The 24,182-nt window shown below is 61.6% G+C and carries 10 protein-coding genes; 2 read left to right on the forward strand and 8 right to left on the reverse strand.

The annotated features are described in order from the left end of the window. From C2L66_RS39750 to C2L66_RS39770, 5 genes are all read right to left on the reverse strand, one after another. On the reverse strand, positions 1-11,730 hold the full coding sequence (locus C2L66_RS39750; RefSeq protein WP_233445124.1) for a filamentous hemagglutinin N-terminal domain-containing protein: 11,730 nt from the start codon (positions 11,728-11,730) through the stop codon (positions 1-3). Positions 11,731-11,898: 168 nt separating this feature from the next. Then, on the reverse strand, positions 11,899-12,522 hold the full coding sequence (locus tag C2L66_RS39755) for a CC0125/CC1285 family lipoprotein (RefSeq protein ID WP_060611106.1): 624 nt from the start codon (positions 12,520-12,522) through the stop codon (positions 11,899-11,901). A gap of 80 nt (positions 12,523-12,602) precedes the next feature. Then, positions 12,603-13,523 (reverse strand): peptidylprolyl isomerase, encoded by a 921-nt coding sequence (locus C2L66_RS39760; protein ID WP_098021753.1) that lies wholly within the window; start codon positions 13,521-13,523, stop codon positions 12,603-12,605. 11 nt (positions 13,524-13,534) lie between these two features. After that, positions 13,535-15,337: a ShlB/FhaC/HecB family hemolysin secretion/activation protein gene (locus tag C2L66_RS39765; protein WP_082670599.1), complete on the reverse strand. Its 1,803-nt coding sequence runs from the start codon at positions 15,335-15,337 to the stop codon at positions 13,535-13,537. Beyond that, positions 15,334-17,481 (reverse strand): two-partner secretion domain-containing protein, encoded by a 2,148-nt coding sequence (locus C2L66_RS39770; protein WP_060611108.1) that lies wholly within the window; start codon positions 17,479-17,481, stop codon positions 15,334-15,336. The genes C2L66_RS39765 and C2L66_RS39770 overlap by 4 nt, the downstream gene beginning before the upstream one ends. Positions 17,482-17,940: 459 nt before the next feature. Here C2L66_RS39770 and C2L66_RS41535 point away from each other — a divergent pair, with 459 nt between their 5' ends. After that, complete coding sequence (locus C2L66_RS41535) at positions 17,941-18,291, forward strand: hypothetical protein (RefSeq protein WP_233445125.1); 351 nt, start codon at positions 17,941-17,943, stop codon at positions 18,289-18,291. A gap of 330 nt (positions 18,292-18,621) precedes the next feature. On the opposite strand, the gene C2L66_RS39780 is transcribed toward C2L66_RS41535, so the two are convergent. Genes C2L66_RS39780 through C2L66_RS39790 form a run of 3 tightly spaced genes read right to left on the reverse strand, consistent with a single transcriptional unit; the run spans position 18,622 to position 22,499 of the window. Continuing rightward, positions 18,622-19,470, reverse strand: a complete 849-nt coding sequence (locus C2L66_RS39780; protein WP_063803422.1) for a hypothetical protein — start codon at positions 19,468-19,470, stop codon at positions 18,622-18,624. Between the two features lie 9 nt (positions 19,471-19,479). Further along, positions 19,480-21,009, reverse strand: coding sequence for a hypothetical protein (locus tag C2L66_RS39785; RefSeq protein WP_063803423.1), 1,530 nt, complete (start codon positions 21,007-21,009; stop codon positions 19,480-19,482). 17 nt (positions 21,010-21,026) lie between these two features. Continuing rightward, on the reverse strand, positions 21,027-22,499 hold the full coding sequence (locus C2L66_RS39790; RefSeq protein ID WP_060611112.1) for an OmpA family protein: 1,473 nt from the start codon (positions 22,497-22,499) through the stop codon (positions 21,027-21,029). A gap of 398 nt (positions 22,500-22,897) precedes the next feature. Between C2L66_RS39790 and C2L66_RS39795 the strand changes: the two genes are divergently transcribed. Continuing rightward, a complete protein-coding gene (locus C2L66_RS39795) occupies positions 22,898-23,878 on the forward strand; it encodes a CAP domain-containing protein (protein WP_060611114.1) in 981 nt (326 codons plus the stop codon). The last annotated feature ends 304 nt before the right edge of the window (positions 23,879-24,182 follow it).

Genomic DNA, 24,182 nt, shown 5'->3' on the forward strand with positions numbered 1-24,182 from the left:
TCACTTGAACCCTGGATAGTTAACTGACTTCAGTATGGCTGCGCCCCGAGTCAATGATGCAGCATAGACCGGATTTGAGGTGGCAATACTATTAATTTTATTGAGCAAAGACCCACCATTCTTACCTAGGCCATTGTATTCGATCAGCACCTGCTCCACCGCCCTCGAATCGGAACGCGAAATATTTTCGAGCCCCGGAATTGCATCGATTTGAATCCCCTTCTGCGAAAAATGGGCCGCTGACCTAGCATTCAGGTTGTCGGTAATGCCTACGTATTGAGTCGATCCATCTGCAGCAGTTGAGGTGTAGACAGTTGTTCGGCCAGGGTTGGCAACTATATTGCCGCCCACGCCATATAGTGCTCCGCCGGCGGCGACTTCGGCCACACCTTGGAACTGAGCAGGATCTGAGCCGAAAGTCTTCAGATACGTCGCCATCAGCTGACTCTGATTGTCACGCGTTACCGAAGCAAATTGAGCTCCATATTGGAAGTACGCGTTGTCGACAATGTTCTGCGCAACGTCTTCTGCTCCAGCTGGCACCTTCCATTGCTCAACGTAAAGGCCATTTGCATTTCGGTAGTAAGTCGTGCCGTCTTTCGCCGCTGCAGCTTGTGCATCCGCCGCGCTGGTAAAGACACCCATGCCTCCGTTGCCGCCGTATACGTTGTCGGCAGCCTTCATCAGCGTATCCGCACTGTATTTCGCGGCTAATGCAGGGTTAGCAGAGAGCGTCTTCTGAATAGCAGTTAGTACAAGGTCGCGATGCTGCAACGTATTGTTTAGTGCCTCGTTTTGCGCCCAAGTGGCACCCGCCTCCGCGTTTCCTCCCGCTAGTCCAGCAGCCAAACCGCCGCTCAGCGTGGCGATCGCTGCGACCAGTGCGCTTTGCAACGACAATGAACCATCAGTCTGCGAGAAGGCATAGGTAGACCACGGGGACACAACCGCACTTGTCGCCGCTCCGATCGCTCCTCCGGCGCATCCTGTGCCCTCTATCGACGACGCCGCGCACCCAAGCACAGCATGCTCGAGGATATTCTGGAGAGAGAGCGGATCGGTCATATCGCCAATGGCGAAAGCACTAGACGCAGCCAGCTCCCCCGTCAACGCACTTTCGAAAGAATTGACGAAACTTCCCCCTTCGATTGTGGTTCCCACGCCGGCTGTGATTCCGGCTTCGGCAAGCATCGCGAGCCCTCGCTCCGTCAGCGACGAAGCCGTAGACACACTCGCCTGGTTCGCATTGGTCCCAATTGCAGGGTTAACGCCTGCAAGACTCGCGATAGAGGTGGTAGCACCTCCGATGGGTAGAGGCTGAGTCGTGACGCCGAGTCCCGAGTCAGCGTTGTAGGTAATCCCATTCGTCAGGCCCGCTGTGATTCCCGCGACAGCAGCCGCCTCGAACGCGTTTGCCCAACTCAGCTGTCCCGTCATGGTCAGCTGTGAGGCGATGCTCGATGTGAACCCGGCGGCTGCAGCCGACAGGGCAATGTTCCCGAGCCCCGCCGTCATGGTGGCTGTGCCCGCTGCAAACGTGCTGCCGGCGGTCGCTCCTAGCGTCGCGCCAATGGCGGCACTCGCCGCCCCAGCCGTCATGATCGATACGACCACAGCGAAGGCCAATCCGACAATCTGAGATGCACCAAAACCGCCTTGCGCCACAAAGTCTGTGTGCAGGTTGTCGTAAACTGTAGTCTGCGTAAAACTGGTACCGAGCTGTTGCTGCAACTGCGCGAGCATTTGCTGGGTGCCTGACTGATCCACCGTGCCATCGGCATTGAGCTGCCGCAGCGCGCCGCCTATCTGAGTCAGCGTCTGGACGTTCAGGTCCATGTTCGCCGCGCTCATGAAGCCGCCCGGCTGGACTGTCGTACCCGTCGTCTCGGAGTATCCGACCTCGTTGATGTAACTCCAGATCTGGCCTACGTTGACCTGATTCGCCTGGTTGGTCAGCGTCCCGGTATTGACCGTGAGCGTATTGGACGCGGTGATGTCGCCCGTATTGAGGATGCTTCCGTTACCATCCTGGTTGAAGTTGAGCGTGACGTCCTTGCCAGTGATCGTCCCGTCAGCGGACATCGCGCTCCAGTTCTGCGGCAGATACACCTGTGGCATCAGTGCCGTAACAGTCGGACATGCCACCGGCCCCGTCGACACGCAACCCGGGTCCGGCACCGACTGCTCCACGTACCAGAGCATCGGGGCGCTCAGTGTATTGAGCTGCGCTTGGGTCAATGCGTCACCAAGCTGCAGATTGTTGGCCTTCGCGTAATCGACGGCGTTCTGATACAGGATCTCCTTTTCCTGCGCAGTAACAGACAGGTTGTGTTCGCTGTCGTATGTAAGACCATCGATAAAGCTGGCCTTGCCCGTCTGCTGCAATGCCGCCTGTTGAAGCATCAGGTCTTCAGCCTGCGGGTTGTAATAGAACAGCGTCGAACCCGGTTGAAGATTCGCCGGAAGGTTATCGAGCAATGTTTGTGGACCAAGCGGGTCGAGCGCCGACCCACCCAGCGAACCCGACACATACGATGCCTGCCCCGCCACGGGTGTCGGCAAGGGTGCACCGACCGAATGCGGCGTCGTCAAGTTCAATCCAGGCAGATTCACGCCGCTCAGCGAAATCACCTGCGACGGTCCATTCACACGGGGCGTATACGTGTTCGCTGTCGTGATGCCGTTGATCAGCTTCTGCCCCGTCAGCGTCACCGACGTGCCGATCACGTTACCGACATTCTGAATTTCTCCACCCGATGTAATGGAGAGATTCGGCGCCTGGATCGTCGCGGCAATGTTGCCTACTGGGGTCGGCGGATCGATAGCGCCGCCCGCTTTCGTGTATGCATCGCCGTAGAGTGCCGTACATTGTTCGGGCGAACCGCACGCCCAGATGTCATGCCGCTTGTCGGGGCTGAAATCCCCCGTCTCCTGAACCCAATGCGAGTGCCAGTATGCGTTCAGCGTTTGCGCTTCGTTAACGACCGGACCCGCGACAGAAATCGTCGCGCTGTTGCCAGCCGCGATCAGGCTCCCAATGTTCGTCAGACTGCCTGCGTTGAGTTGCAGGTTATTACCGGCGCTGATAACCGATGAGTTGCCGGTCTGCTGGTCGACATAACCTTCGCAATAGCTTTCCTTGTAGCCACCTACCGTCATACAGCCCGAGTACTGCTCCTTCGACCCGTAGTCCTCGTGGACCGGAACAGGCGGCGGCAGCGTGTTGGTAATCGCGCCCGATACATTGAGCGTGATGTTGTTGCCCGCAACGATATTGCCGGACGTATTGTTCAGGCTCTGTGCCGGCGTCGTCGACGTTGCCGTCGTTCCAACCCCGCCAATGACGATGTCATGACCGGCAAGCAGGTTGCCGTACGTATTGTTGATCTGCCCCGCAGCAATGACGAGGTCATTTCCGGCGAAGACCGTGGCGTTCTGCTGCGCATAAGAGAACGTGGTCGAATTGGGATTGCCGCCACGCATGCCGCCGGCACCGCCGCACTCCGCGCCGCTCACACCGGATGCGCACCCCGGTTGCGTCGAGGTGGCCGAGTTGTACTGCCCCTGATTCGAGAATGACTGCGCGGCGCTTGCGTTGAAATTGTTGCCGGCATAGAGCAATCCGCCGTTCACCAGATTACCGCCGGACAGATTCATGTTGCGTCCGGCGATGATCTGCCCTTGCGCCCCGAACGTCGTAGTCGTACTGGTGGAGCTGGGCGGTATATTCGCGCTCGGATTGAACGAAACAGTCGACTGCGGCACGACTGTTCCGGAGATGCCCAGGCCGCCGCTTCCGTAAATTCCGACGGAGCCCAGCGCGTTCATCTGCGCCATGAATGCGTCGAGCTGCGCCTTATCGACGGTATCGACGATCGTCGCAACGGCATTGCCCACGGGCGCGTTGTTGAGCGACTGCAGGTTCAGGTCGACATCGAGCCCAGCCGAAATCGTGCTGCCCGCGTTCGACAGCGTGCCTGCCGTGATATTGACGCTGCCTCCCGCAGCGATGACACCAGGTGAGACCGAACCCGGTGCCGTGATGGTGCGGTCGATTCCCGGCAACGCGATGTACTGATGGTCTCCCGCTTGCGAGTTACCGACCTGCAGATACGCACACGCGCTGGAATCGCCGTAGCACGTGCTGCCGCCGCTCCGGACATCGATGTAGCCGCCGTCCATGTTGGGCAGCAGGGTCGCGATCGTAGCCGTCTGCGAATACGAATAAAGGTAACAGTCACCCTGGCTGTTCTGGCAATACCAGCCCGATAACATCCCGATCACGATCTGGCTCAACAGATCCGGGTTCGCTGAAGCGCCGACCAACTGTGTGGATGTTTGCGTCGCGCCCTGCAGCGCATCGTTGATCACAGCGCCGGCATTGATATTGATGTTGCCACCGGCAAGAATCGTCCCGACGGTGTTGTACACGGTCGCGCCAGTGTTGAGACTGATGTTGCCGTTGGCTTGCGTCGTACCGTACTGGTTGTCGTAGTTGCCGCTGCCGTTGAAGGTCAGATTGTTCGCGCTTTCGATGGTCCCGCGATTCGTCACGCTTCCGTTCAGCGTGATTGAGCTGCCGCTATGTACAACAGCATTCGCTGCATTGCTCAGCGATCCGTTAAAGGTGACGTCATTCCCGGACAGCTGGCCGAAATTGTTGAAAGTGCCGTAGGTCGTGAGCGTCAGGGGAGCCGATCCTGTGACGGTTCCGTAGTTGTTGATTCCACTCAGGGCGACGACCGTCGCACCCTGTCCACCGAAATTCCACGTCCCGCCAACATTGATAAAGCCCGCAGTCAGCGAAAGCTGCCCACCGTAGCTGATGGTCCCTTGAGACGGATCGATCGTCGCATTGACAGCACTGACGCCCATATTCCGCTGTGCGAGCAGCTGGCCACCGACGTTGTAAAACGCGCCCCCGCCTCCGTTAATCGTCAACGACACATCACCTGTGACGGGCCCAGTTGGCGTATTCGGATTACCAGCGAAGATTAATCCGTTCTGGTTGTTCAACGTCCCTGTATTGATGTTCAGGCTGTTGACGGCCATCAACGAGCCACCGACGTTGTTCAGCGCACCAGCAACATTGATGTTCGTCGTCGCGCCGTTCACCAGCCCGGCATTCGTGAAGTTCGTCGCCGTGATGTTCGCCGTACCGGTCGATGCAAGCGAGCCAGTCGCGGCGTTCGTCAGAGACGGCGCGGTAACGGTAAGCGTGCCGCCCGACAGCACATTGCTCGCGTTATAGAACGCGTTCTGCGATACGAACGTCGCCGCGCCCACGACATCGACATTGCTGCCCACAAGTGACAGCTGGTTCGACGCACGGGCATCGAGCGCCCCACCGACAATTGCGCTACCCAGCGTGACATTCGCGGCAGCAACCTGCAGATTGCTGGTCGAAACGATGGTCGACTGACTTGCATCGACCGTACCTGTTGCGTTGATCGTGATGTCTTTCGAGCCGCTTGCCGAGCCGCTCATCGTCACATTGCTGCCAGACAGCGCCAATTCCCCCGCGACGACACTAGTGCCCGACAACGTCAACGTCTGTCCGGCATGCAGGTTCGCATCGCCATTGGACGACACGCCGCCCACGGTGACGTTGCCGCTTGTCCCTGTCACATTGACGGTGCCCATCGACGAAATACCGCCAGTCGCCGACGCATTGCTGGCGGCGTTGAGCGTCGCGTTTCCGCCCGTCTGCACCTGCCCATTAAACGCGACGCTACCGGCATACGACGTCGCGGAGACATCGCCCACAACGGTTGCCGCACCGAACGACATGTCGCCGTTCGAGGTCGCAGTGAATTTGCCCGCGCCCTGAATTTCGCCGAGCGTGACGCCGCCACCCGCGTTAACGACAATGTCCTTGCCGAAGCTCAGCCCGCCGCCGCCATTGATTGAACCGGTCGCATCGATGTTCGCAAGCCCCAACCCGAAAAGGCCGCCACCGAGCGTCATCGTGCCGCCCGACGTGATATTCGTGTCACCGTTGATCAGGCCGCCGGAAAGAAGCGCAAGATTGCCGCCTGCACTGGCAGCAAGGTTGCCCTGAGTCGTGATCGCACCGCCGACTCCCAGCGCGCCTCCGGTCGCCGTCAGTGTGATGTTGCCGTTCGAGCCGACCCCGCCGCCGATCAGCAGGTTATGTGCAGCGGAAACATTCAACACATCCGCCGACGAGACCGAACCAGCGACCTGCACGTCGCGAGTACCGGTGATCGAAGTGGTCGAGCCCGACGCGACGTTCCCCGTCACCACGACATCGCCCGCCCCGTTATGCCCTTGCGCCTGCAACTGGACCGTGCCGCCCGCCTGCGCCGAGCCCAACGACATATCGTTGCCCGCCGTCACGACGAGATTGCCATTCGTGCCGACCACACCTGTCACATTCACGCTGCCGTCCGCGCTCACGGTCGCCTGCTGGCCGAATGCGACCGACCCTGCCTTGATGTTTCCAGCTGCCGTCAGCGTGCCTGTGTTCTGCGCGCCGATGCCGCCCGTCAGCGTCATGTCGCCGCCGGACGTCAGATGCGCGTCGCCACCTACTGTCGTGACGCCCGAGAAAGTCAGCGCCTGCGCGGTGTTTGTATTGAGTTGCGCCTGCGTGGTGACATTGGCCGCCGAGCCATTGCCGCTCGTCGCCGTGAGCGTGAGATCTCCCGCCGAATTCACATCGGCCAGCGAGAAGTTGCGCGCCGCGTTGACCGTTGTCGTTCCGCCGGTGTTGATCGCACCAATGGCCGTCACATCACGCGCACCCGTCAGCTGCATGGTGCCGAGTGCCGTCGCGCTGCCGCCGAACGTCACATCGCCGCCGCCCGCGTTGCCGTTGGCCGTCACGGTCAGATCACCTGTTACCGCCTGAACGCTGCCAAGGCCGGCGTTATTGGCGCCAACGACCGACACGGTCGAACCCTGCAACGCGCCCGTCAGCGCAAGATCGTGCGACGCCGTCAGCGTCGCTGCCTGCGCGAATGCCGCCGAACCGGCACCGCTAATGTCGCGGCCTGCACTGAGCACGCCGTCCATCTGCCCCGCGACAGTGCCGGTCAATGCAATATCGCGCCCCGCCTGTACATTGATCTGCTTCGCGGCTGCAATTTGACCGCCGAGTTGCGTATCGAGCGCCGATGCGATATTGAATGCGCCCGCTGTCGCCGCCGTTCCCGTGAACGATGCGCTGCCTGTTACCGCCGTCGCATCGAGGTCATTGGTCGATTCGATGCTGCCCGTCACCGTGACGTTGCGTTGGCCTGTCAGCGTCAACGCGTCGCCGGTTGCGAGCGCGCCGCTCACCAGCGCATCGCGGGCCCCCGTCAGGTGGATTGCGCCCGGCGCCGTCGCCGTACCCGTGATCGCTGCATCGCCTGCACCTGCGTTGCCGTTGGCCGTGACATCGAGCGTCGTCGCTGATATCACGTCATGCAGCGCGGCGTTGTTCTGGCCCACAGCCGTGACGACATTCGCCTGCACGCCTCCCGTCAGCGCGATATCGTGCAGTGCGGTGTAGTTCGCCGTCTCCGTGATCTTCTGCGTGCCGCCACCTGTGATATCGCGCGCCGCCGTGACCGTCGCATTCGATCCGCCAACCATCGTGCCATTCAGCACCGCATCGCGGCCCGCCGTCAGCGTGATGTCGTTGACGGCACTCGTGCCGGTGCCGAGCGACAGGTCGAGCCCCGTCGTGATATCGAGCTTGCCGCCGCTATTGATGCCGCCTGTCGCGAGCAGGCTGCCTGTCCGCGCATTGAGCGTCGCGTCGCCGACCGATTCGACCGCGCCGTCGATGGTGATATTGCGTTGCGCCGTGACAGACGTGGTCGTGCCGCTGGCGATCTTGCCAGTCGACGTCACCGAGACGTCGTTGTTCGCATTGACCGTGACCGCGCCCGCCGCTGCCGCAGCGCCGGTCACCGTAACGTTGCCCGCCCCATTCGCGCTGTTCGTGCCGTTCGCGCGTACTGCGATCGTGCTCGCGGATTCGATATTGTTGACGGTCGCATTGCCCGCCGCCGTGATGTCGACCGACTGTCCCTGCACGAGCCCGCCCTGCACGATGTCGCGGCCCGCCGCGAGCGTTGCTACCTGCGTGAAGGTCAACGTGCCGGCACCACCGATATCGCGACCCGCCGTGACCACGCCCTGCCCCAGACCCGCGAGCATGCCGCTGACATTCACGTCGCGCGCGGCGTTGAGCATCGCATCCGATGCAGCCGTCGTCGTTCCGCCCAGATTGATGTCCGTGCCAGCAAGCGCCGTGAATGCGCCGTTGCTGTTGATGACACCCGTCGATCCGATGCTCCCTGCCGTCGCGTTCAGCAGCATGTCGCCGGACGACTGCACCGAACCGCTGACGCCGAAATTCTGGCCGGCATTGAGCACGACCGTCGAACCACCGACGACGGCGCCCGTGATTTCGAGATCGTGCGTTGCGTTGAGCGAGAGCGTCGATGCTGCCTGCACATCATGCAGTGATGCGGAGCCGCCAGCACTAGTTTGCACCGTGCCTGCACGCAGAGAACCCGTCAGGTTCGTATCGCCGCCCGACGTCACGTTCGCGTTCAGGCCAAGCGCGATGGTTGCGCTGCCGCCGATCGCATTGCCCGCGTTGAACGTCCCGTTGCCCTGTGCGACGACGGCGCCGTTCATCGTCAGGTTCTGCCCGGCCGTCACGTTGATATCGCCGAGCGACGACGTACCCTGCGCGCCGAGGTCGACCGATTGCGCGGCACTGATGTTGAGATTGCCGCCCGACTGGATGTTGCCCGTGCTCGTCAGGTTGCCCGACGCATTCGTCAGCGTAACGTCGCCATTCGACTGCACGGTGCCCGCGTTGGTCGTATCGCGGCCGCTCGTGACGTTCAGCGCGTTCGCGCTTTGCAGCGTTCCGCTCGCGCTCACGCTGACGTCGCGCGCGGCATTGAGCGTCGCCGTCGAGAGCGACGTTACCGTGCCGCCGATCGCGATATCGCCCGCATTCGTAATGACCTGCAGGGCCGCGTTCGACACGACGTTGTTCAGCGAGATCGAGTTCGCCGCCGTGAAATTGACCGCGTTGCCCTGAAGCGTGCCCGTCACCGACAGGTTGTTGCCCGCCGTGGCCGTCACATCGCTCGCGAAGCCGCTGTTGCCGCCCGCAACCATGTCATGACCTGCCGTCAAGGCCGCTTTCGCCTGTCCGGCAAGCGACCCGCCGATCGTCAGATCGTGGCCCGCATTGACGGTGACGTCGTTGACCGCGCTCGTGTCGCCCGTCAGCGAGACGTCCTGCGCCGCGTTCACCGTCAGCGCGGACGCGCCGTTGATCGTTCCCGTCGACGTCACGCTTCCTGTCGTCGCCGTCAGCAGCAGATCGCCGACGGACTGCACCGTCGCCGCGCTCGCGACGTTCACATCGCGCTGCGCAGTGAGCGTGGTTTGTGCGCCGCCCGCCAGCGTGCCGTTGACCGCGACATCGCGCGCCGCCTGCACATTGGTCGCGCCAACGCTCGCTGCATTGCCGTTGAACGTGACGTCGCCGCCGCCCGCGTTGCCGTTCGCGGTGACGGCAAACGCGCCGCCCGCCTGCACCCCTGCAAGACTGACATTGTTCGCGCCGGTGACCGTCAGATCGTTCGCGAGCAGTTTGCCCGTCAGCGAGACATCGTGTGCGGCGTTCAGCGTGCCGCTCTGGCCGAACGCGATCGATCCGCTGCCGGTGATATCGCCCTGCGCATCGAACGCGCCGTTGTGCTGGACAATCGATACACCCGACACATCGAGATTGCGTCCCGTCACAACCTGCGCATCGGCGCCGACCAGCAATGAACCCGAAACCGACGTATCGCGGCCCGCAGTCGAATTGAACGTCGTGCCGCTCGCGAGCGAGCCGCTGATGGAAAGATCGCGCCCGGCCGCTGCCGTCACCGCCTGTTGTGCCGTCGCCTGAGCTGCGACGACCGTGTCCTGGCCCGACGAGAGCGCCAGGTTGCCGCCGCTCGCGATGTTCGCGGTCGCGTCGATATGGCCTTGCGTGGCCGTCACCGTCGCGTCGCTGGCGGTTTGTACCGCTGCCGCCACATTGACGTTGCGCTGCGCCGTCGCCTGCAAGGTACCGCTGTTGGTCTGTCCGGCGACGTTAATGTCGCGCGCGGCCTGCAATGTCGTCGCGCCGCTAACAACCGACGTGCCGTTCAGATTGATATCGCCCGCACCATCATTGCCCGCCGCCGATACGCTCGCCGTGCCGCCGCCCTGCACATCGCCCAGCGTGACGTTCGAACCCGCCGACATGGCGATATCGCCATTCGCCTGCGTGCTCGCAAGGTTGATATTGCCGCCCGCTGTCACATCGAGTTTCGCGCCGGACTGCAAGGTGCCCGTCGATGTGACGTCGCCGTTGGCACTGATCGAGTAACCGCCGACGCCGATATGCGCGCCCGTCATCGATACATTGCCGGCTGACTGAAGCGTCGCCTGTTTCTGCGCGGCCGTGCCCGCAACCGACACGTCGCCGTTCGCGGACAGCAGCAGATCGCCCGCATTGGCGGCCAGCTGTGCATCGCTGCGCACGCCCATGCCCGCTGCCGTGCTGATCACCTGAATCTGTCCCGCTGTCATCGCGCCGAAAGCGGTGGCGTCGATGGCAAGACCATTGTTCGCGTTGCCGTTCGCGCCATTGATGGCCGCCGCCGTGTTCACGCTGCCATTCGACGACGTGCCGTACGACGTGCCCGCGTCCGACACGGCATTCGGCGCAACGAACTGACGCCCCGCAATCGCATTGATACGGTTGCCCGCATACAGCGGCGCATTGACGCCGATGGTCTCCGCAATCAGATCGATGGTGCCGACGGTGCCTTCAATGCCCGCACCAGGCCCGCTCGCACCCGCATTGCCTTCGATCTGGATGTGCCCGCCCGTGACGTTGTAGCCGACGGCTGTCGCGTGACTGAAGTCGGTGGACGTGCCGTTCAGGTCGCTGAGGAACTGCGGCGTGCCCGTCGACAGCGTCACACCGATCGTGTTCGTGAAGCCCGTGCCGCGCGTCGTAATGCCGTTCGGGTTGGCAATGACGACGGTAGCGGGTGCACCGAACACTTCCAGCGGACCGTTGAGCAAGCTTGCATAGGCCGCGCCCGTCGACGTCACCTGGTTGACGATGATGCTCGCCGTGCGTCCTGAAAGATTCGGATTTGCGCTAACGTTGCCGCCCGTGAGCGAGGTACCCGACATCAGGCTGTTGTTCAGAATCAGCCCGACAGGATCGATATTGAAGGTCTGATACTGGTTCAGCGAAATCCCGGCTGCGTTCGGCGCGGTGATGTTGACGACTGGCACGCCGCCATTCGCGCCTGTGCTTTGCGTGATCTTCGGCTGGAAGCTGATGGGCGCATTCGGGTCGACGATAGGCGTCGCGAACGCCTGCTGCATCATGAAGCGCACGCGCAACCCGGCCAGGTCGCGTATCTGTCGCCACGCGTCATCGTCGAGGCGCCTGCTGCCCGCCGCGAGCACGCCGGCCGCAGACTGGCTCTGCTCGAACGTGACCGTCAAGGGCCCGACGAACAGCGTCGCGGCCACCACGGCGGATACGCCGCGTTGCCACCAGCTGTACGTTTTTGCGTTCGAGGCAACCGTCCGGATATAGCCGGACGTGTCGCGCAGGCGCGCGCGCAGTTCATCCCGAATGGTCCTGACGTGGTCAAGTCGCCGCAAAGCATGGCGCGTCGAAACTCTCATGATGTTCTCGTTCTTCGTCTTTTCTTGTTGGTCGCAAGGCGGGCTGGCCGGTCCGCCTTGCGCTTGCAGCAGAGTTTTCCCCGTCTGCTGCGCTCCGCGATCCAGATATATCTGTCACGCGTAGCTTTGCCGCCCTCTGTTCGTGAGAGCGGCCGCCCATTCCTCGAGTCAGGTGCCCGCAGCCACGTCCTTCTTGGGCGCAGTTGGCAACAGGTCCTGTGCGCGCACCTTGGGCTTGCCTGGCTCGAAGACCCATGCCTTCGGAATGTCCGCCGCCGTCTGCCCGCTGCTGTGAACGAACGGTCCAAGCTGATCGAGCACCTCGGCCGCATCCCATCCGGCGACCTTCATGGTCAACACGGCGTCGTCGTTAAACATGCGGATATCTGCAGATTCCTCATGCCGGTTAGTCCCACCACCGCCGCTGGGGATGATGATTGGCACGTAGTAGGCGGTCTTTCGCATCATGTTGTGGTCGAACCCCGCACTGCGGACGAGATTGCCGGTCGGTTCGAGCGCGCCCGACATTGCAGGCGGAACAACCATGAAGTATTTGAAGCCGTGCTGTTGGGTTAGCTCAGCGCAACGGAACAGGAAGTACTTGTGCACCGTCGGTTGTGTCGAGTACCCATTGCCCCAGAACTGAACATGCAACGTCTGGTCATCGATCTGCCTGTCCTTATATCCGCCAGTCAAACCCTCCGACTGATACGGCGTGGCACAACCTGTCAGGACTGCCGTCGCTGCCACAACTGTGACAGCAAGTACCATTCTCTTCATGTTTGACTTCATTTCCCCGATTCCTTCTTTATGGTTTTCCAGGTCGAAACGCTCACCGGCGCTGTGCGGCACAGGTGCCGGTCACGCGCCCTTCATTGCTGGATCGACGCGTTCTTCATCAGATCGACCACCACTTGCGCCGTCGCCTTCTGCAGCGCGACCTGTTCGAGCTGCTGGCGCAGCGCTGCCTTGGTGGTGTCGAAGTCCGGAATCTGCGTCGCGCGCGACTGGTCCATCTTCACGATCCAGAAGGCGTCGCCCACCTGAACCGGCGTCGTGGTCACGCCGCCTTGCGGCAGCTTCACCATCGCTTCGGCGACGGGCTGCGGCCAGCCTTGTGTCGCGCCCGGCTGGATCGGCGTCTTGAACGACACCCAATTCATCGCGCCGCCTTGCGCGGCGGCCGGTCCCTGGCTGACCTGCTTCGCCAGCTGCGCGAAATCGGTGCCCTTCTTTAGTTGCGCGAGCACGTCCTTCGCGGTCGCTTCGTCCTTCACCGCGATCACGCTCGGCTTGTACTCCTTGTCGCCGAGCGTCGCGACGATGGCGTCGTAGCGCGCCTTTACGTCGGCGTCGGTGACGGGCGTGGGCTTCACCTGATCGCGTAGATACGCCTGCGTCATCGCCAGCGACTTCGCCTGTTCGACCGCTTCGAGCACCTGCGCGCGCGTGTCGTAATGCTGCTTTTCGGCGGCCTGCCGGAAGAGCTCGCGCGCGATCAACTGGTTCTTGATGGCCGTGCGCGTTTGCGGCGTATCCGGTGTATTGGTCGCTTTCAGCATCGCATCGACCTGCTCCTGCGTGATGAGCACGTTGTTCACGCGCGCGACGGCATTGGCGGGCAGCGGCCCCGACGCCGCGCCGCTCGCGGCTGCAGGAGCCGCCGTCTTCGCATGCGACGAGGACGGCTTGTTTGCCGCCATCGAAGGCGCCGCAACACCGGACAGCCCGACAGCCAGCGCAAGCGTTGCCGTCAGGCGCGTGAACGTGATGTGATTGAGATGCCGCTTCATGTTGAACTCCTTCATTCCGACCAGTTGAGAGTGGCCAGCAGCACAGTGGCCTTGTGACCAAGCGCTGCGGGCTGAATCAATGCCTGTCCGAGCAGGACTTCGCCCGTGACGGTTTGCGCGTTGTGCCGCCATTCGGCACGCGCGCCGATACCGGTGCCGACCAGCGTCGGCCAGCCGCCTTGTGCAACGAGATGCGATTTGCCGCCGTCGAGAAACACGTAAGGTTCGACACGCGCGTCATGCCACGCGGGCACGTTCTGCCAGGCCGCTTCGTTGCGCATATACGCGCCGCTATCGCCCGCGATGCCGCCTTCCGTAAAGCCGCGCACCGAGTCCATGCCGCCGAGATAGATCTGCTGTGTGCCGAACAGCGCCACGCGGCTGAACTGTCCGCGCAGCGTGCCGCGATACGCCCATTGCGTACCGAGCAGTGAGCCGAGCGTCATCTGCAAGGTGGCTGTGCCGTCGAGCTTCGTGAACTGGCTGTGCGCGTCCGACTTGCCGATATCGCCATCGTCGTGACTTGCTGCAAGCCACGGCAACCCCTGTGAGATGCCGAAGTCCCACGTCGCGGCCGCGCCCTGATCGTTCGCCACGAAGCGGCGCAGGCCGTTCAGCGCGACACGCGCCACGGTCAGGTCTTGCGGCGACAGGTCGATGCCGTTCACGCTACGCTCGGTGCGCATCTTGTTCAGCGTGACGTCGACGCTCATCCGCCCGGACTTCGAACGCGTGAGCACATCGTTCCAGCCGAGAATCTGGCTGAACGTGCGTCCTTGCAGCAACGCCGTATCGCCGATGGTCTGCTGATACTCGGAGTACGAAGTCGTATAGCTGAACGTCTGATAGCCGAACGGCACGGCGGCGGAAAACACAAGTGCATTGCTGTCTTCCGTGCCGACGTAATTCAGCGACAGCGATTCCTGCAAGCCGATGACGTTGTCTGCCTCGACGCCGCCGCGATAGCGCAGCGTGCCCGTTTGTGAACTGCCGTAGTTGTCGATGCCGAGGTTGTAGAACGTGCGGTCGCCGTAACGGTTCGAGATCGCGACGATCGAGTCGCCCGGTGCTTCGCCCGGCATGATCTGGATTTCGGCCTGATTGCGCCGCAGCCGGTTGATCTGGTCGACGCCCTGTTCCAGATCCGGCAGGCGCAGCACGTCGCCGACGCTATCGCCGAATGCCCACGCCGTGCCGGCATCGGTGAGGAGGCCACCGCCGTGCGTGTCGTACCACGGCTCGTTCGGATCGCGCGGGCGCATCGGCTTGCCGTTGAGCGTGAAGCCCGCGACCTTGCCCGCGACGACGTTGACCTTTAGCGTGCCCGACGCAAGGTTCTGTGCACCGAGATAAGCGCGCGTCGTGATGTAGCCGCGTTCGATGAACGCTTCCGTCACGCGTCGCAGCAGCAGATTGATGCGGTTGCGCCCCAGCCGCTTGCCGACGAACGGCGCGGCGATGTGGTCCAGTTCTGTCTGTCCCAACACGCGATCGCCGATAAATTCAATGCGGCTGATCTCGAACATCGGTTCGACATCGGGCAGCGTATCGACGTCCGCGCCTTCGGGCAGGTTCGGCAAGGCGGGCACTTCAGGCGCGGCGATCTGCGCGGGCGCCTGCTGGATTTCGTTGCGCCGCTGCCTGTCCTGCTGTTCCTGTAACAGCCGTTGGCCCGGGTCCTGCTCCGCGCGGCCAGGCAGCGCATTGAACCCGCCCGGCGGCAATGGCGCAAGCGCCTGCGCGCTCGCGGCCGCGTGCGCGCCGATGGCGAGCACGGCAAGACAACTGCGCAAGACCAGGGGACGACGCTTCATAGACCGAACCACGAAACGAGGCCGAGGTGATTGTGCGTGCCGATCGTCACGGGTGCGCGGTACGGCACGCGCATCGTGTTCAAGCCGCCTGCCGCGTGAATGCCGCCCGGCGCGTTGAACGATCCGCCGTCGATGTCCGCTTCGCCCGTCAGTTCGACCTGGCCGTTTCCGCCGGTGAAGACGCCGCCCGTATCGGCTGCGTAGATGGCCGCCCAGGTGTTGCCGAACCACGTCTTCAGATCGTTGCGGCGGTTGATGACCGTATAGCCGAGCACGCCTTGTGCGAGCGTCTTCGGGGCATCGAGCTTCAGGTTGCCGATGGCGATCACCGTGCCGCCCGTGTTGGTGATCTGCGTGCCCGCCTTGAGCGTGATGTCCTTGCCCGCCTCCATGACGCCGCCGAACGCCTGCACCGTGCTCGACGCGCTCGCGCTGCAGAAGATGAAGCACGACTGATGATACGAAGCCTCTCCGACGAACACGCCTTGCGTCAGCAGGTTCTGCGCGGCCGACACGAAGATACTGCCGTCGTTCGACAGAATCGAGCCGCCGACATTGTTGACGTTCCGCGCGTTGATCGTCACATTGCCGCTGTCAGCTGTGATGTAGGCGAGCTTGTCGGGATCGTTCAGCGCGCCGTAGTCGACGGTGAAGCCGTTCTCGTGGTGCTCCACGAATATCAGCCGCCAGCTTCGGTTCGAGTAGCCGACGGCGTTGCCCCCGTTCACGCCGCTCGAATGGTCGATGATGTTGTCGACGTCGCCGCCCGCCGTGAGCGTGACGTTGCTGTTCGACAGGATGCGTGCGTCTTCGTTGGTGATGGTGCCGCCGGCGTTGATCACGACGTCCCCTTTCACGCCGAACAGCACGCCGAGCTTCGAGGTCGTGGTCGACTGGTTCAGCACGTTGTCTGAGGCGTTCAACGTGACCGCGCCTTTGGAGTCGCTGTCGCCGGTGGTTTGCGTTTGTCCTTGCACCAGCGATCCGACGTTCACGATGTCCTGGCTGCTCTTGACAACAACGCCCGCATTCGACGACGCGATCACCGTCTGCGTGCCACTGTCGTTGTACAGCTTCACGCCGCCGCCACTGAGATGGATGCCGCCGCTTGCCAGGAGCGACGTGCTGTTCAATCCAAGCAGACCCGTCGATGCAATCGACGCAGCGCTGCCGGCCTGCATCTGCATTGAAGTCGCAGTCAGTGTGTCCTGCACCTGCATGTCCACGTTGCCGTTTGCAGTGAGCGTCGTGGTCGAGAACTCGACGGCGCCATTGGATGCAAGCGTGAAATCACCGAGTGTCGCGTTCATCGGGCCTGCACTGCGCACGCCCGGCCCCTTGTCGGTGACGATCAGCTGCACGCGGCCGCTCGTGAGCGAGCCCGCTGCCGTGATGTCGACGGCGAAAGAACTGGCCGTGTCGTGCGTCGCCGATGCGTTGACCGAGAGCCAGTCGTTGGCATTGTCATTGGGCGACACGCCCGTGTTCAGCGTTACGTTGCTGGTGCCGCCAAGCAGTCTGACGGTGGCTGTCGGCGATGTGAACGTGTTGGTCAGCGGCCCGTTGACGAGGATGTTCTTCGCGATGAGGTCCAATGCAACGAGCGCGCTCGACAAGCCTTGCGGTCCGACGATAATCGTTCCCGTCTCCGTGTCGAGCACGACGTTACGCTGCAGCACCGACCCGGTCCGCACATCGTTGAAGCTGACCTGTCCGGTCGAGAGCGCGACATGGCCCGTATTGACGAACGATCCACCGTTGATCGTGATGCCGTTCGGATTCGCCAGCACCACATTCGCGCGTGATCCGAGCACGGCGAGCTGGCCCGAGATCACGCTCGGGTCCGTGCTCGTTACCTGATTGACGATGGTTCGTGCGTTGATGCCGACGTTGTTGAGATCGACGCCCGCACTGCCCACGTTGAAGTGGCTATACGTGTTGTGCGATACACCACCGACGGATGGCGCAATGTTCACGGTCTGATGACCGTTCGCAGCCGTCGATACGGAAGTGGCCGTACCGCCGTCCGCGACGACGCCTGCTGCGTGCGCACGCACCGACATCAGCGTCAGGGAAAACAAACAGAACTGCATGATCCGGCGGACTGTGCCGCCGACGCCACCGTTGACAGATTGCCTCGACATACCGCTGCCTAGCCGCTCTCAGTCGGCCAGTTCCCCGTTTGGTCTTTAATTTATGCAGGTCGCATGACAACCTGCTCGTATTCATGGGACCGTTGTCGGCAGCGCTTACTAAAACTTTAGGAATATTTCTTTTAACGGTAATTTGGAAACGAATCGTCAATTGTTAAACGGTCGTAATTGCGCAAATTGTTAAATCTAACGCAATTTATTGGCGTCATATAGAAAGGTTACTGAAATAAATCCAGGAGGCCCTAAAACCGTGATTCACAGTCGACCATTACACGATGCAGTTGGCTGCACCGATCGGAAGCGTGTGAACGCGCGGCGCGCATGAAGCCTTCTCGAATGTCGCATCTTAGGTTCGCTTCGCAAAGCATGATGGTGACTCAGAGAGAACAAAGGTGACCGTGTACCGGATGCATGTCCTCAAGTGGGCGGTTGCGCCAAGGAGCGGCGCAGGTGCCGGCAAGCACGGCTGGCGAGCCAACCGGCCAGGACTCAACGCCCTTTGCCTTGCGCTTGATGCCAACACGTAGGTGCGGGAATATCAGCACCTCTCCGTTGATGCCGCCGGGCACGCTTTTTTTGAGTTATCAACTGACCATCGATCCAGTGGTCGACTTCACGAGCGGGTATCACGCTGAAAAGTGGCTCCCCATCTTGGAAGACTTCTCTTGCGACTGGCGTGGTTGCTGGTTCAACCAACGCGTTGAGCCGCCAAGGCGGATTATCGGCGACGAGGTGGTTGCGGCTGGTGCGAAAGGCATTCTGTTCAGGGTCACACATGTCGCCAGACGCGGTCAACATTGACCTCTATGTTGATGAGCTCGAGCCGGCAGACCGGCTGGAGGTATACGATCCGCAACGTGCACTTCCGCGAAACCAGTCGTCGTGGACATAGGCGTCGTGCAGCCAACGTCCTTGGCGGCAACGTGCAAGTCAGCCCAGTCCGTGTGCCCTCTCTGCTCGCCTTCTTGCACCGGGTCGGCGGGCCGGAGCAAGGCCCAGTGCTGCCCGATTCCGCTCCCATCCGCATTCTGTCGATCACGGTCTGCCTGATATCGGCATCGGGCGGCCGCATTGTTGAATTACAAACGACAGGATGTCGGAGCGGTCGTCTATCGGGCGCTTTCCGCGTTTTCAATACGCGATTGGGCTAAGCAGTGCAGGTGCGCCAAACTCCTGCAGCTTGGCATTCGACTGCTGGAAATACAACGTCCAGAACTGCTTCAATGCCGTGAGCGTCTGCGGATCACGATACGCATTTTTTGCTTTCGCATCACCCGCAAGCAAACCAGCCCCAAGCACGTACACCCTCGCCCCCCCAAAGTCGCCAATCAAACCAGCCGCGTTCGCTTTCTTTATTTCCACGGCTGCATCGATGCGCCGGACCGTATTGCGCGCATAGAAGCTCGAAACCGAGCTGTTCTCGAGCATATCCGAGGCCAGAAACACAACGCGATCAGAAGCAGGCGACGCGCGCACCTTGTCGCTGATGTCCTTCAGCGCAGCGAGTATGTCGGATCTCGCCAGATCGTTGGTCGCCGCCGACTGGACTTGCGTAACAGCGGTCAACAGCGACTTCCGTGCAAACGCAGACTGGCCCGTCATGCATGCATCGAAAGTGCGCAGCGCACGTTCGCTGATGTCGTCGCGCAGCTTCTCCGGGATTGGCGATTCGATCACACCGCGTGTCACGACCTCGGTATAACGGCCTTGGGAAAACGCCGAAAAGTCGAGCAACGTATAAGCACTACCCGGTCTGATCGCTGCCGATGCCGTTGCCGCAATCTGTGCCTGCAGCTTTTCATCGAACACGGTCGTCTGGTCCACTGCAATGAAGAGTTCGCGATCAACGCCGCTCGCTACGGGTTTGATGTGGTTCGCTGCGTAGCAGCTCGGCACGTCGTTACTGATGCCCGCGAGAACGCTTCCCGCGCCAAAGCTCAACACGGCAGCGGCGAATGAATACCTGAGATGTCGGACCATGATGAACTATCAAACCTTGAAGAGATCATCGAGTTGCGATTCAAGCGCGTTTTTCGCCTGCTCGGCCCGCTCCTTACGTGCCTTGATCTCATCGATCACCTGGGTCCGCACGGGCTCCGCGAGACCGTAAATCAGCGCTTTCTTGCGGGTGACATCCGACGTTCCCTCGATTTCCAGCACGATGCGGTCGATGCTGGCGTTCGCGACCTCTTCCGCCGCGGCAGGGGCTGCCACAAGGTTCGTCGCGATCGGTGCGGTTTCTGCCCGAACCTCCTTCGTCACAGCCGCTTCAGAGACCACGCCTGTCGATGCTTTGGCTGACGGCGTGCGAACCGGGTCCGCCTCCAGGTCGGACAGTGCACGTTGCTCGAGCACGTAATCACGGAAGGTCTTCGAAAACGTCTTACCCGAGATGTCGGCATTCTCAGCCATCCGCTTCTGCAGGTTTTCCAGTTGCGACTGCGCGATGGACCGCAACGGCGCATAGTAGTTGTTGTAGTCCTCGAATGTTGTGAAACCCTTCGTGGTCTTCCAGGCCGCGCGGCTTTCCCGGCCGCCAAAGCCCCAGGCGAACCCGCCAAAAATGCCGACGACCTGCGTCACGACGAAAATGATCGCAAGCGTGATAAACGCAGCGGCACCTTCACTGCGCGTGGACGACGATTCTTCGGCGCGCGCGCGGTCATCCGCCGCCTTCTGACTGGACACCAGTTCAGCGGGCACCGCGTTGCCGTTGGCGAACGGATTGCCGGCGTCCGCGCTCTGGCTCACGCCCATCGCTTCCCGGGTCTGTTCCGCATTCAGATTGCTCCATCGCATGTACGTCGACGTCACAGCGATCGCCAGAATCACGGCGACTGTCAGGCCAACCATGAAGTAGCTGTGGCTCGTACCCACGCGGTTCGCTACCTGCGTATAGTCAGGCTCGCCGTCATCCACCGACTGATCTTCATCGAGCTTGACCTTGCGGCTCGAAAAGCGCTCCTGCGTCTTGTCCTGCCGCCATTGCTTCCGGCAACGCGCGACGAGATTAGAGCGATACAGTTGATGCCCGGCGACGTGCGTGAGAAACACCATGATCACACACAGCACCAGCACGATCGCCACCATGAGCAACGTGTGCGTATTCGCGCTGCCGTCGCGGTCCATCCAGCTACCGAGCAGGTACGAAAAGCCAAGACCTTCGGCAATGACGAGTACCGTCAGCAGCACCATCAGCCACAGCGGTGTCGGCGAACGCCCGCTGTCATCAGCCTTGGCCAGATACTCGTTGCGCTTGCTGAACTCAGCCTTCGTAAGATAGGAAATGAACTTGTTGTAGTCGCCGCAGAGCGTGCGTTCGGAGTCGGTCCATCCGCCCTGACCGTGAATGCCGTGACGGGATAGACGCGCAGTCTTGCCGAGCACGGGGAAGGTATATTTCCAGTGGTTCAGCCAGAATTCGAGCGTCGACCGATACGAAAAAGCACCAACCGCGAGGAGTGCGGCTACCACCCACCATATGATCGTGCTGAGATTGGCCTGAATGAAGTCCATCATGATCGTCTTTCCTGTTCTTATGTTCGTGCGATGACGGGCACGTATTCAACGGTGAAATACTGATTGCTCTTGCGGCGTACGAGTTCGCCGGCGGTCGCCTTGCCGTTCGCAAAGATGATGTCGGCGCAGTCGAATACGCCGGCATTGTTGACGAACACCCGGTACAGCACACCGCCCTTCACGGCATAGGCATTGACGTCCGGTGACAGTCTCACCTGCGCGGGACCGCTCAGCCCGCCGTTGTGTTCGTAGTCTTTCCACACCAGCAGGGTTGGCTTCGTACCAGCCGTAGAGCCATTGCGAAGCACGGAGACATCCTTCAGCGCAAGATACTGTCCATTGAGCGGCGCGCCCCAGCTGCTTCCATACAGGTTCTGCACGTGATCACGCACAGGCACAGCGCGGTCGTCTGCCACCGACTTCATCGCGTGCGACACGCGTGGCCGATCATTCACGCAACTCTTCGAGACAGGCGCCTCGTCGGCGACCGCCGTTGACAGGAACGAGAATGACGACGACTGCGCGGGAGCGGCTGCGAACTGAAGTCCGATCCCCGCCGGCGCAGCCTCGCGCCAGCCGAAATCGATGCTGTCGGGCGTGCCACGGGTTGTAACCGTCGGCGGCGGTGATGCTTGCGCTGTAGCAGGCGCTTTCGTTGAGGCCGGGCCTGCAGACGCCGTTGTTGAAACATGGTTGTTTACGCGCTGCGAATCTACTCCACGTGTCTTTTTTGCCTGTTTCTGCACTACCTTTGTGCTCGCCGTTCGCGTCGGCTGCTCATCCGGTTGCGGTGACGCGGCCCGGTAGTATTGGTATTTCGGAACGCGGCTGCCTACGTAGCTTTGGAGAATGTCCGGCCGCATACCCGTGAGGTCGACGATTTCGACCCGGCGATTCTTCGCGCGGCCCTCTTCCGTCCGGTTGTCGGCGATTGGCAACGTCTCGCCGGCACCCTGATAGAAGACGTTTTCCGCCGCAATACCGTGGTCCGCAAACAGCCGTGCCACTGCGCGGGCGCGTCGCTCCGACAGATCGGCATTGAGTTCGGAGTTGCCTGTATCGTCGGTATGGCCGATCAGCAGGATCTTCGTCTGTGCCGCGGCCGCCTTCTCCGCATCCGAGGAAGCCTCCGCGACACGGGTCGATGTCCGGTACTGTTCAGCGATCTCGCCGAAGTAGATCTTCGCTTCGGGCGTGAGCTCAGCCGAGCCCGTCGTAAACTGGGTATGGCGCGCCGTATCGACAACGGTGAACGAGCTTCCGACCTGCTCGGTCTTTCCCGTGTCTGCCGTCTTGACTTCGAGCGGCGCCGACGTGTACGTCAGATCGTGCTTTGCGGCGATCTTCGATAACGCGCAACGCCGGCTGTCGACGGCGTGACCAATCATCCCTCCCGCAAGCGCCCCTGCGGCGCCGCCGATTGCCGCTGCCGCCGCCTTGTTCTTGTTGGCGATCACCGCGCCCAGAATCGCCCCGACGCCGACACCCACGGCGATGCCAATGTTCCGGTTACTGTTTGCGCAAGGATCGGGGTTGGCGAACGTGCTTTCGAAGACATTGAGATCGCCCTGATCAGTCGAAGCGCTTCGGGTCCCGTCTGCTTGCTGGACACCGCCAGGATTTGCGCACCCGGTAACGGCAAAAATGGTAATCGCGGCAAGCCATATTGGCCTTGCCTTGCGCAATTCTCTCAATGGAAACCCCTCGGAGGTTCGGTTTTTCGTCGCGCCTGCATGGGCGCTGATTTTTTGATCCGCCTGTCCAATTCAATGGGACAGGCTCACTTCTATCGATTACGGCATCCGGTCGGCTAACTTTAGAGTGGTCTCAACTTTCGCGATGAGTCGTCGATAAATGGGGCTGGTACCTGAACTATCGGCAGAATCCGATGCAGAGAACAATAACCACCGCATACTTCGTTGTGGTCACCGCGCTCGCGGGATGCGCAACCAAGGTGGCCCAGGTCGAAAAACCGGAGCCGCCCTATCAAGGACCCATCGTGCGGTTACGGTATGCGCCCGGCCCCTCGAACACCATCCGGGTTGGTGAACCCACAGCGCTCGATTACGTGAATGCCCGTCGCGAAGAAGCCGGGTTGCCGCTCATCGCAGTCGACGACAAGCTCGCCGAGGCCGCGGCAGATCATGCCCGCTACCTCGACATTAACCGGGTCGGCACGCATGATGAAATCGAAGGTAGACCCGGTTTCACCGGTGTGGACGTGATCACGAGGGTGAGGCTGCATACGCCAGCGTATGGCGCGAGTGAAGTCCTCGCGGTGTTTGGCGGCCCGCGTCCCGTCGACACACCGATCGAGGATATTTTTGCGTCGCCCTATCATCGCGGCGCAATCCTGTTTGACTGGGCACGCGCCGGCGAAGCGTCGATAGTAGGATCCAGTTCCGTGACCGTCGTCGATTTTGCGGACATCGCGCCCACACTTTCTGAAACGGAACTCGTGGCGTGGCCATACGATGGCCAGCGCGGGGTGCCCACCGCGTGGGTCAACAACGAGCAACCCGATCCGATGGGCACCGACGCGCGCTATCGCGGGCAGGTGCTCGGTTTTCCGATCACGCTGTCGGGCGGACCTAACGCCCACATCGAGTTACGCAGTGTCGAACTGCGTGACCAGCGGGGCAAAAAAGTGGCTTGCAAGATTGCCCCGCTGACGGCGGCAGACGCTGCGCGTAACACCGCAATCTGTACGCCTTATGAGCCGCTTCGCACCGGTACGCGCTATACCGTGCATGCCCTCGGACGGGTTACGCAACTGGGCAAAGTCGCACCCTTCGATCTCGCATGGGCATTCACGACGCTCGACGACAACCGGAAAGCGCGGTCGTTGGTCGCGCAGTCCGATAAATGAGAAATCGTCCGATGTCATGGACGTGAACTCGCTGCAGTTGTCGACGGGTTTTATGTCAAATGCGTGGGTGATCTTGTCCTTCGGATCATCTGCTTACACCCCGGGAATCAGCCAATGCCGCTCACTTCTCCGTCTTTGCGGACGCTCATCGCTAACGAGCGCGCGGCGGCTTCGGGTTGGTTCGCTGCTGTCCCGAAACGGGTTTTCGGGTACGGCCCAGCGACTGCTCGCTTTGACCGGGACCGAAGGCGGTCCTCGCCGCGGATCGAGGGTGGGGTTTGTACTAAAGGGATGCATTCGACAC

It is taken from the genome of Paraburkholderia caribensis (assembly GCF_002902945.1).
Taxonomy (GTDB): Bacteria; Pseudomonadota; Gammaproteobacteria; order Burkholderiales; family Burkholderiaceae; genus Paraburkholderia; species Paraburkholderia caribensis.

Excerpts from the sequence above, each read along its gene's own strand:
- C2L66_RS39750 (WP_233445124.1), bottom strand. The coding sequence starts at position 11,730 with ATGAGAGTTTCGACGCGCCATGCTTTGCGGCGACTTGACCACGTCAGG.
- C2L66_RS39755 (WP_060611106.1), bottom strand. The coding sequence starts at position 12,522 with ATGAAGTCAAACATGAAGAGAATGGTACTTGCTGTCACAGTTGTGGCA.
- C2L66_RS39760 (WP_098021753.1), bottom strand. The coding sequence starts at position 13,523 with ATGAAGCGGCATCTCAATCACATCACGTTCACGCGCCTGACGGCAACG.
- C2L66_RS39765 (WP_082670599.1), bottom strand. The coding sequence starts at position 15,337 with ATGAAGCGTCGTCCCCTGGTCTTGCGCAGTTGTCTTGCCGTGCTCGCC.
- C2L66_RS39770 (WP_060611108.1), bottom strand. The coding sequence starts at position 17,481 with ATGTCGAGGCAATCTGTCAACGGTGGCGTCGGCGGCACAGTCCGCCGG.
- C2L66_RS39780 (WP_063803422.1), bottom strand. The coding sequence starts at position 19,470 with ATGGTCCGACATCTCAGGTATTCATTCGCCGCTGCCGTGTTGAGCTTT.
- C2L66_RS39785 (WP_063803423.1), bottom strand. The coding sequence starts at position 21,009 with ATGATGGACTTCATTCAGGCCAATCTCAGCACGATCATATGGTGGGTG.
- C2L66_RS39795 (WP_060611114.1), top strand. The coding sequence starts at position 22,898 with ATGCAGAGAACAATAACCACCGCATACTTCGTTGTGGTCACCGCGCTC.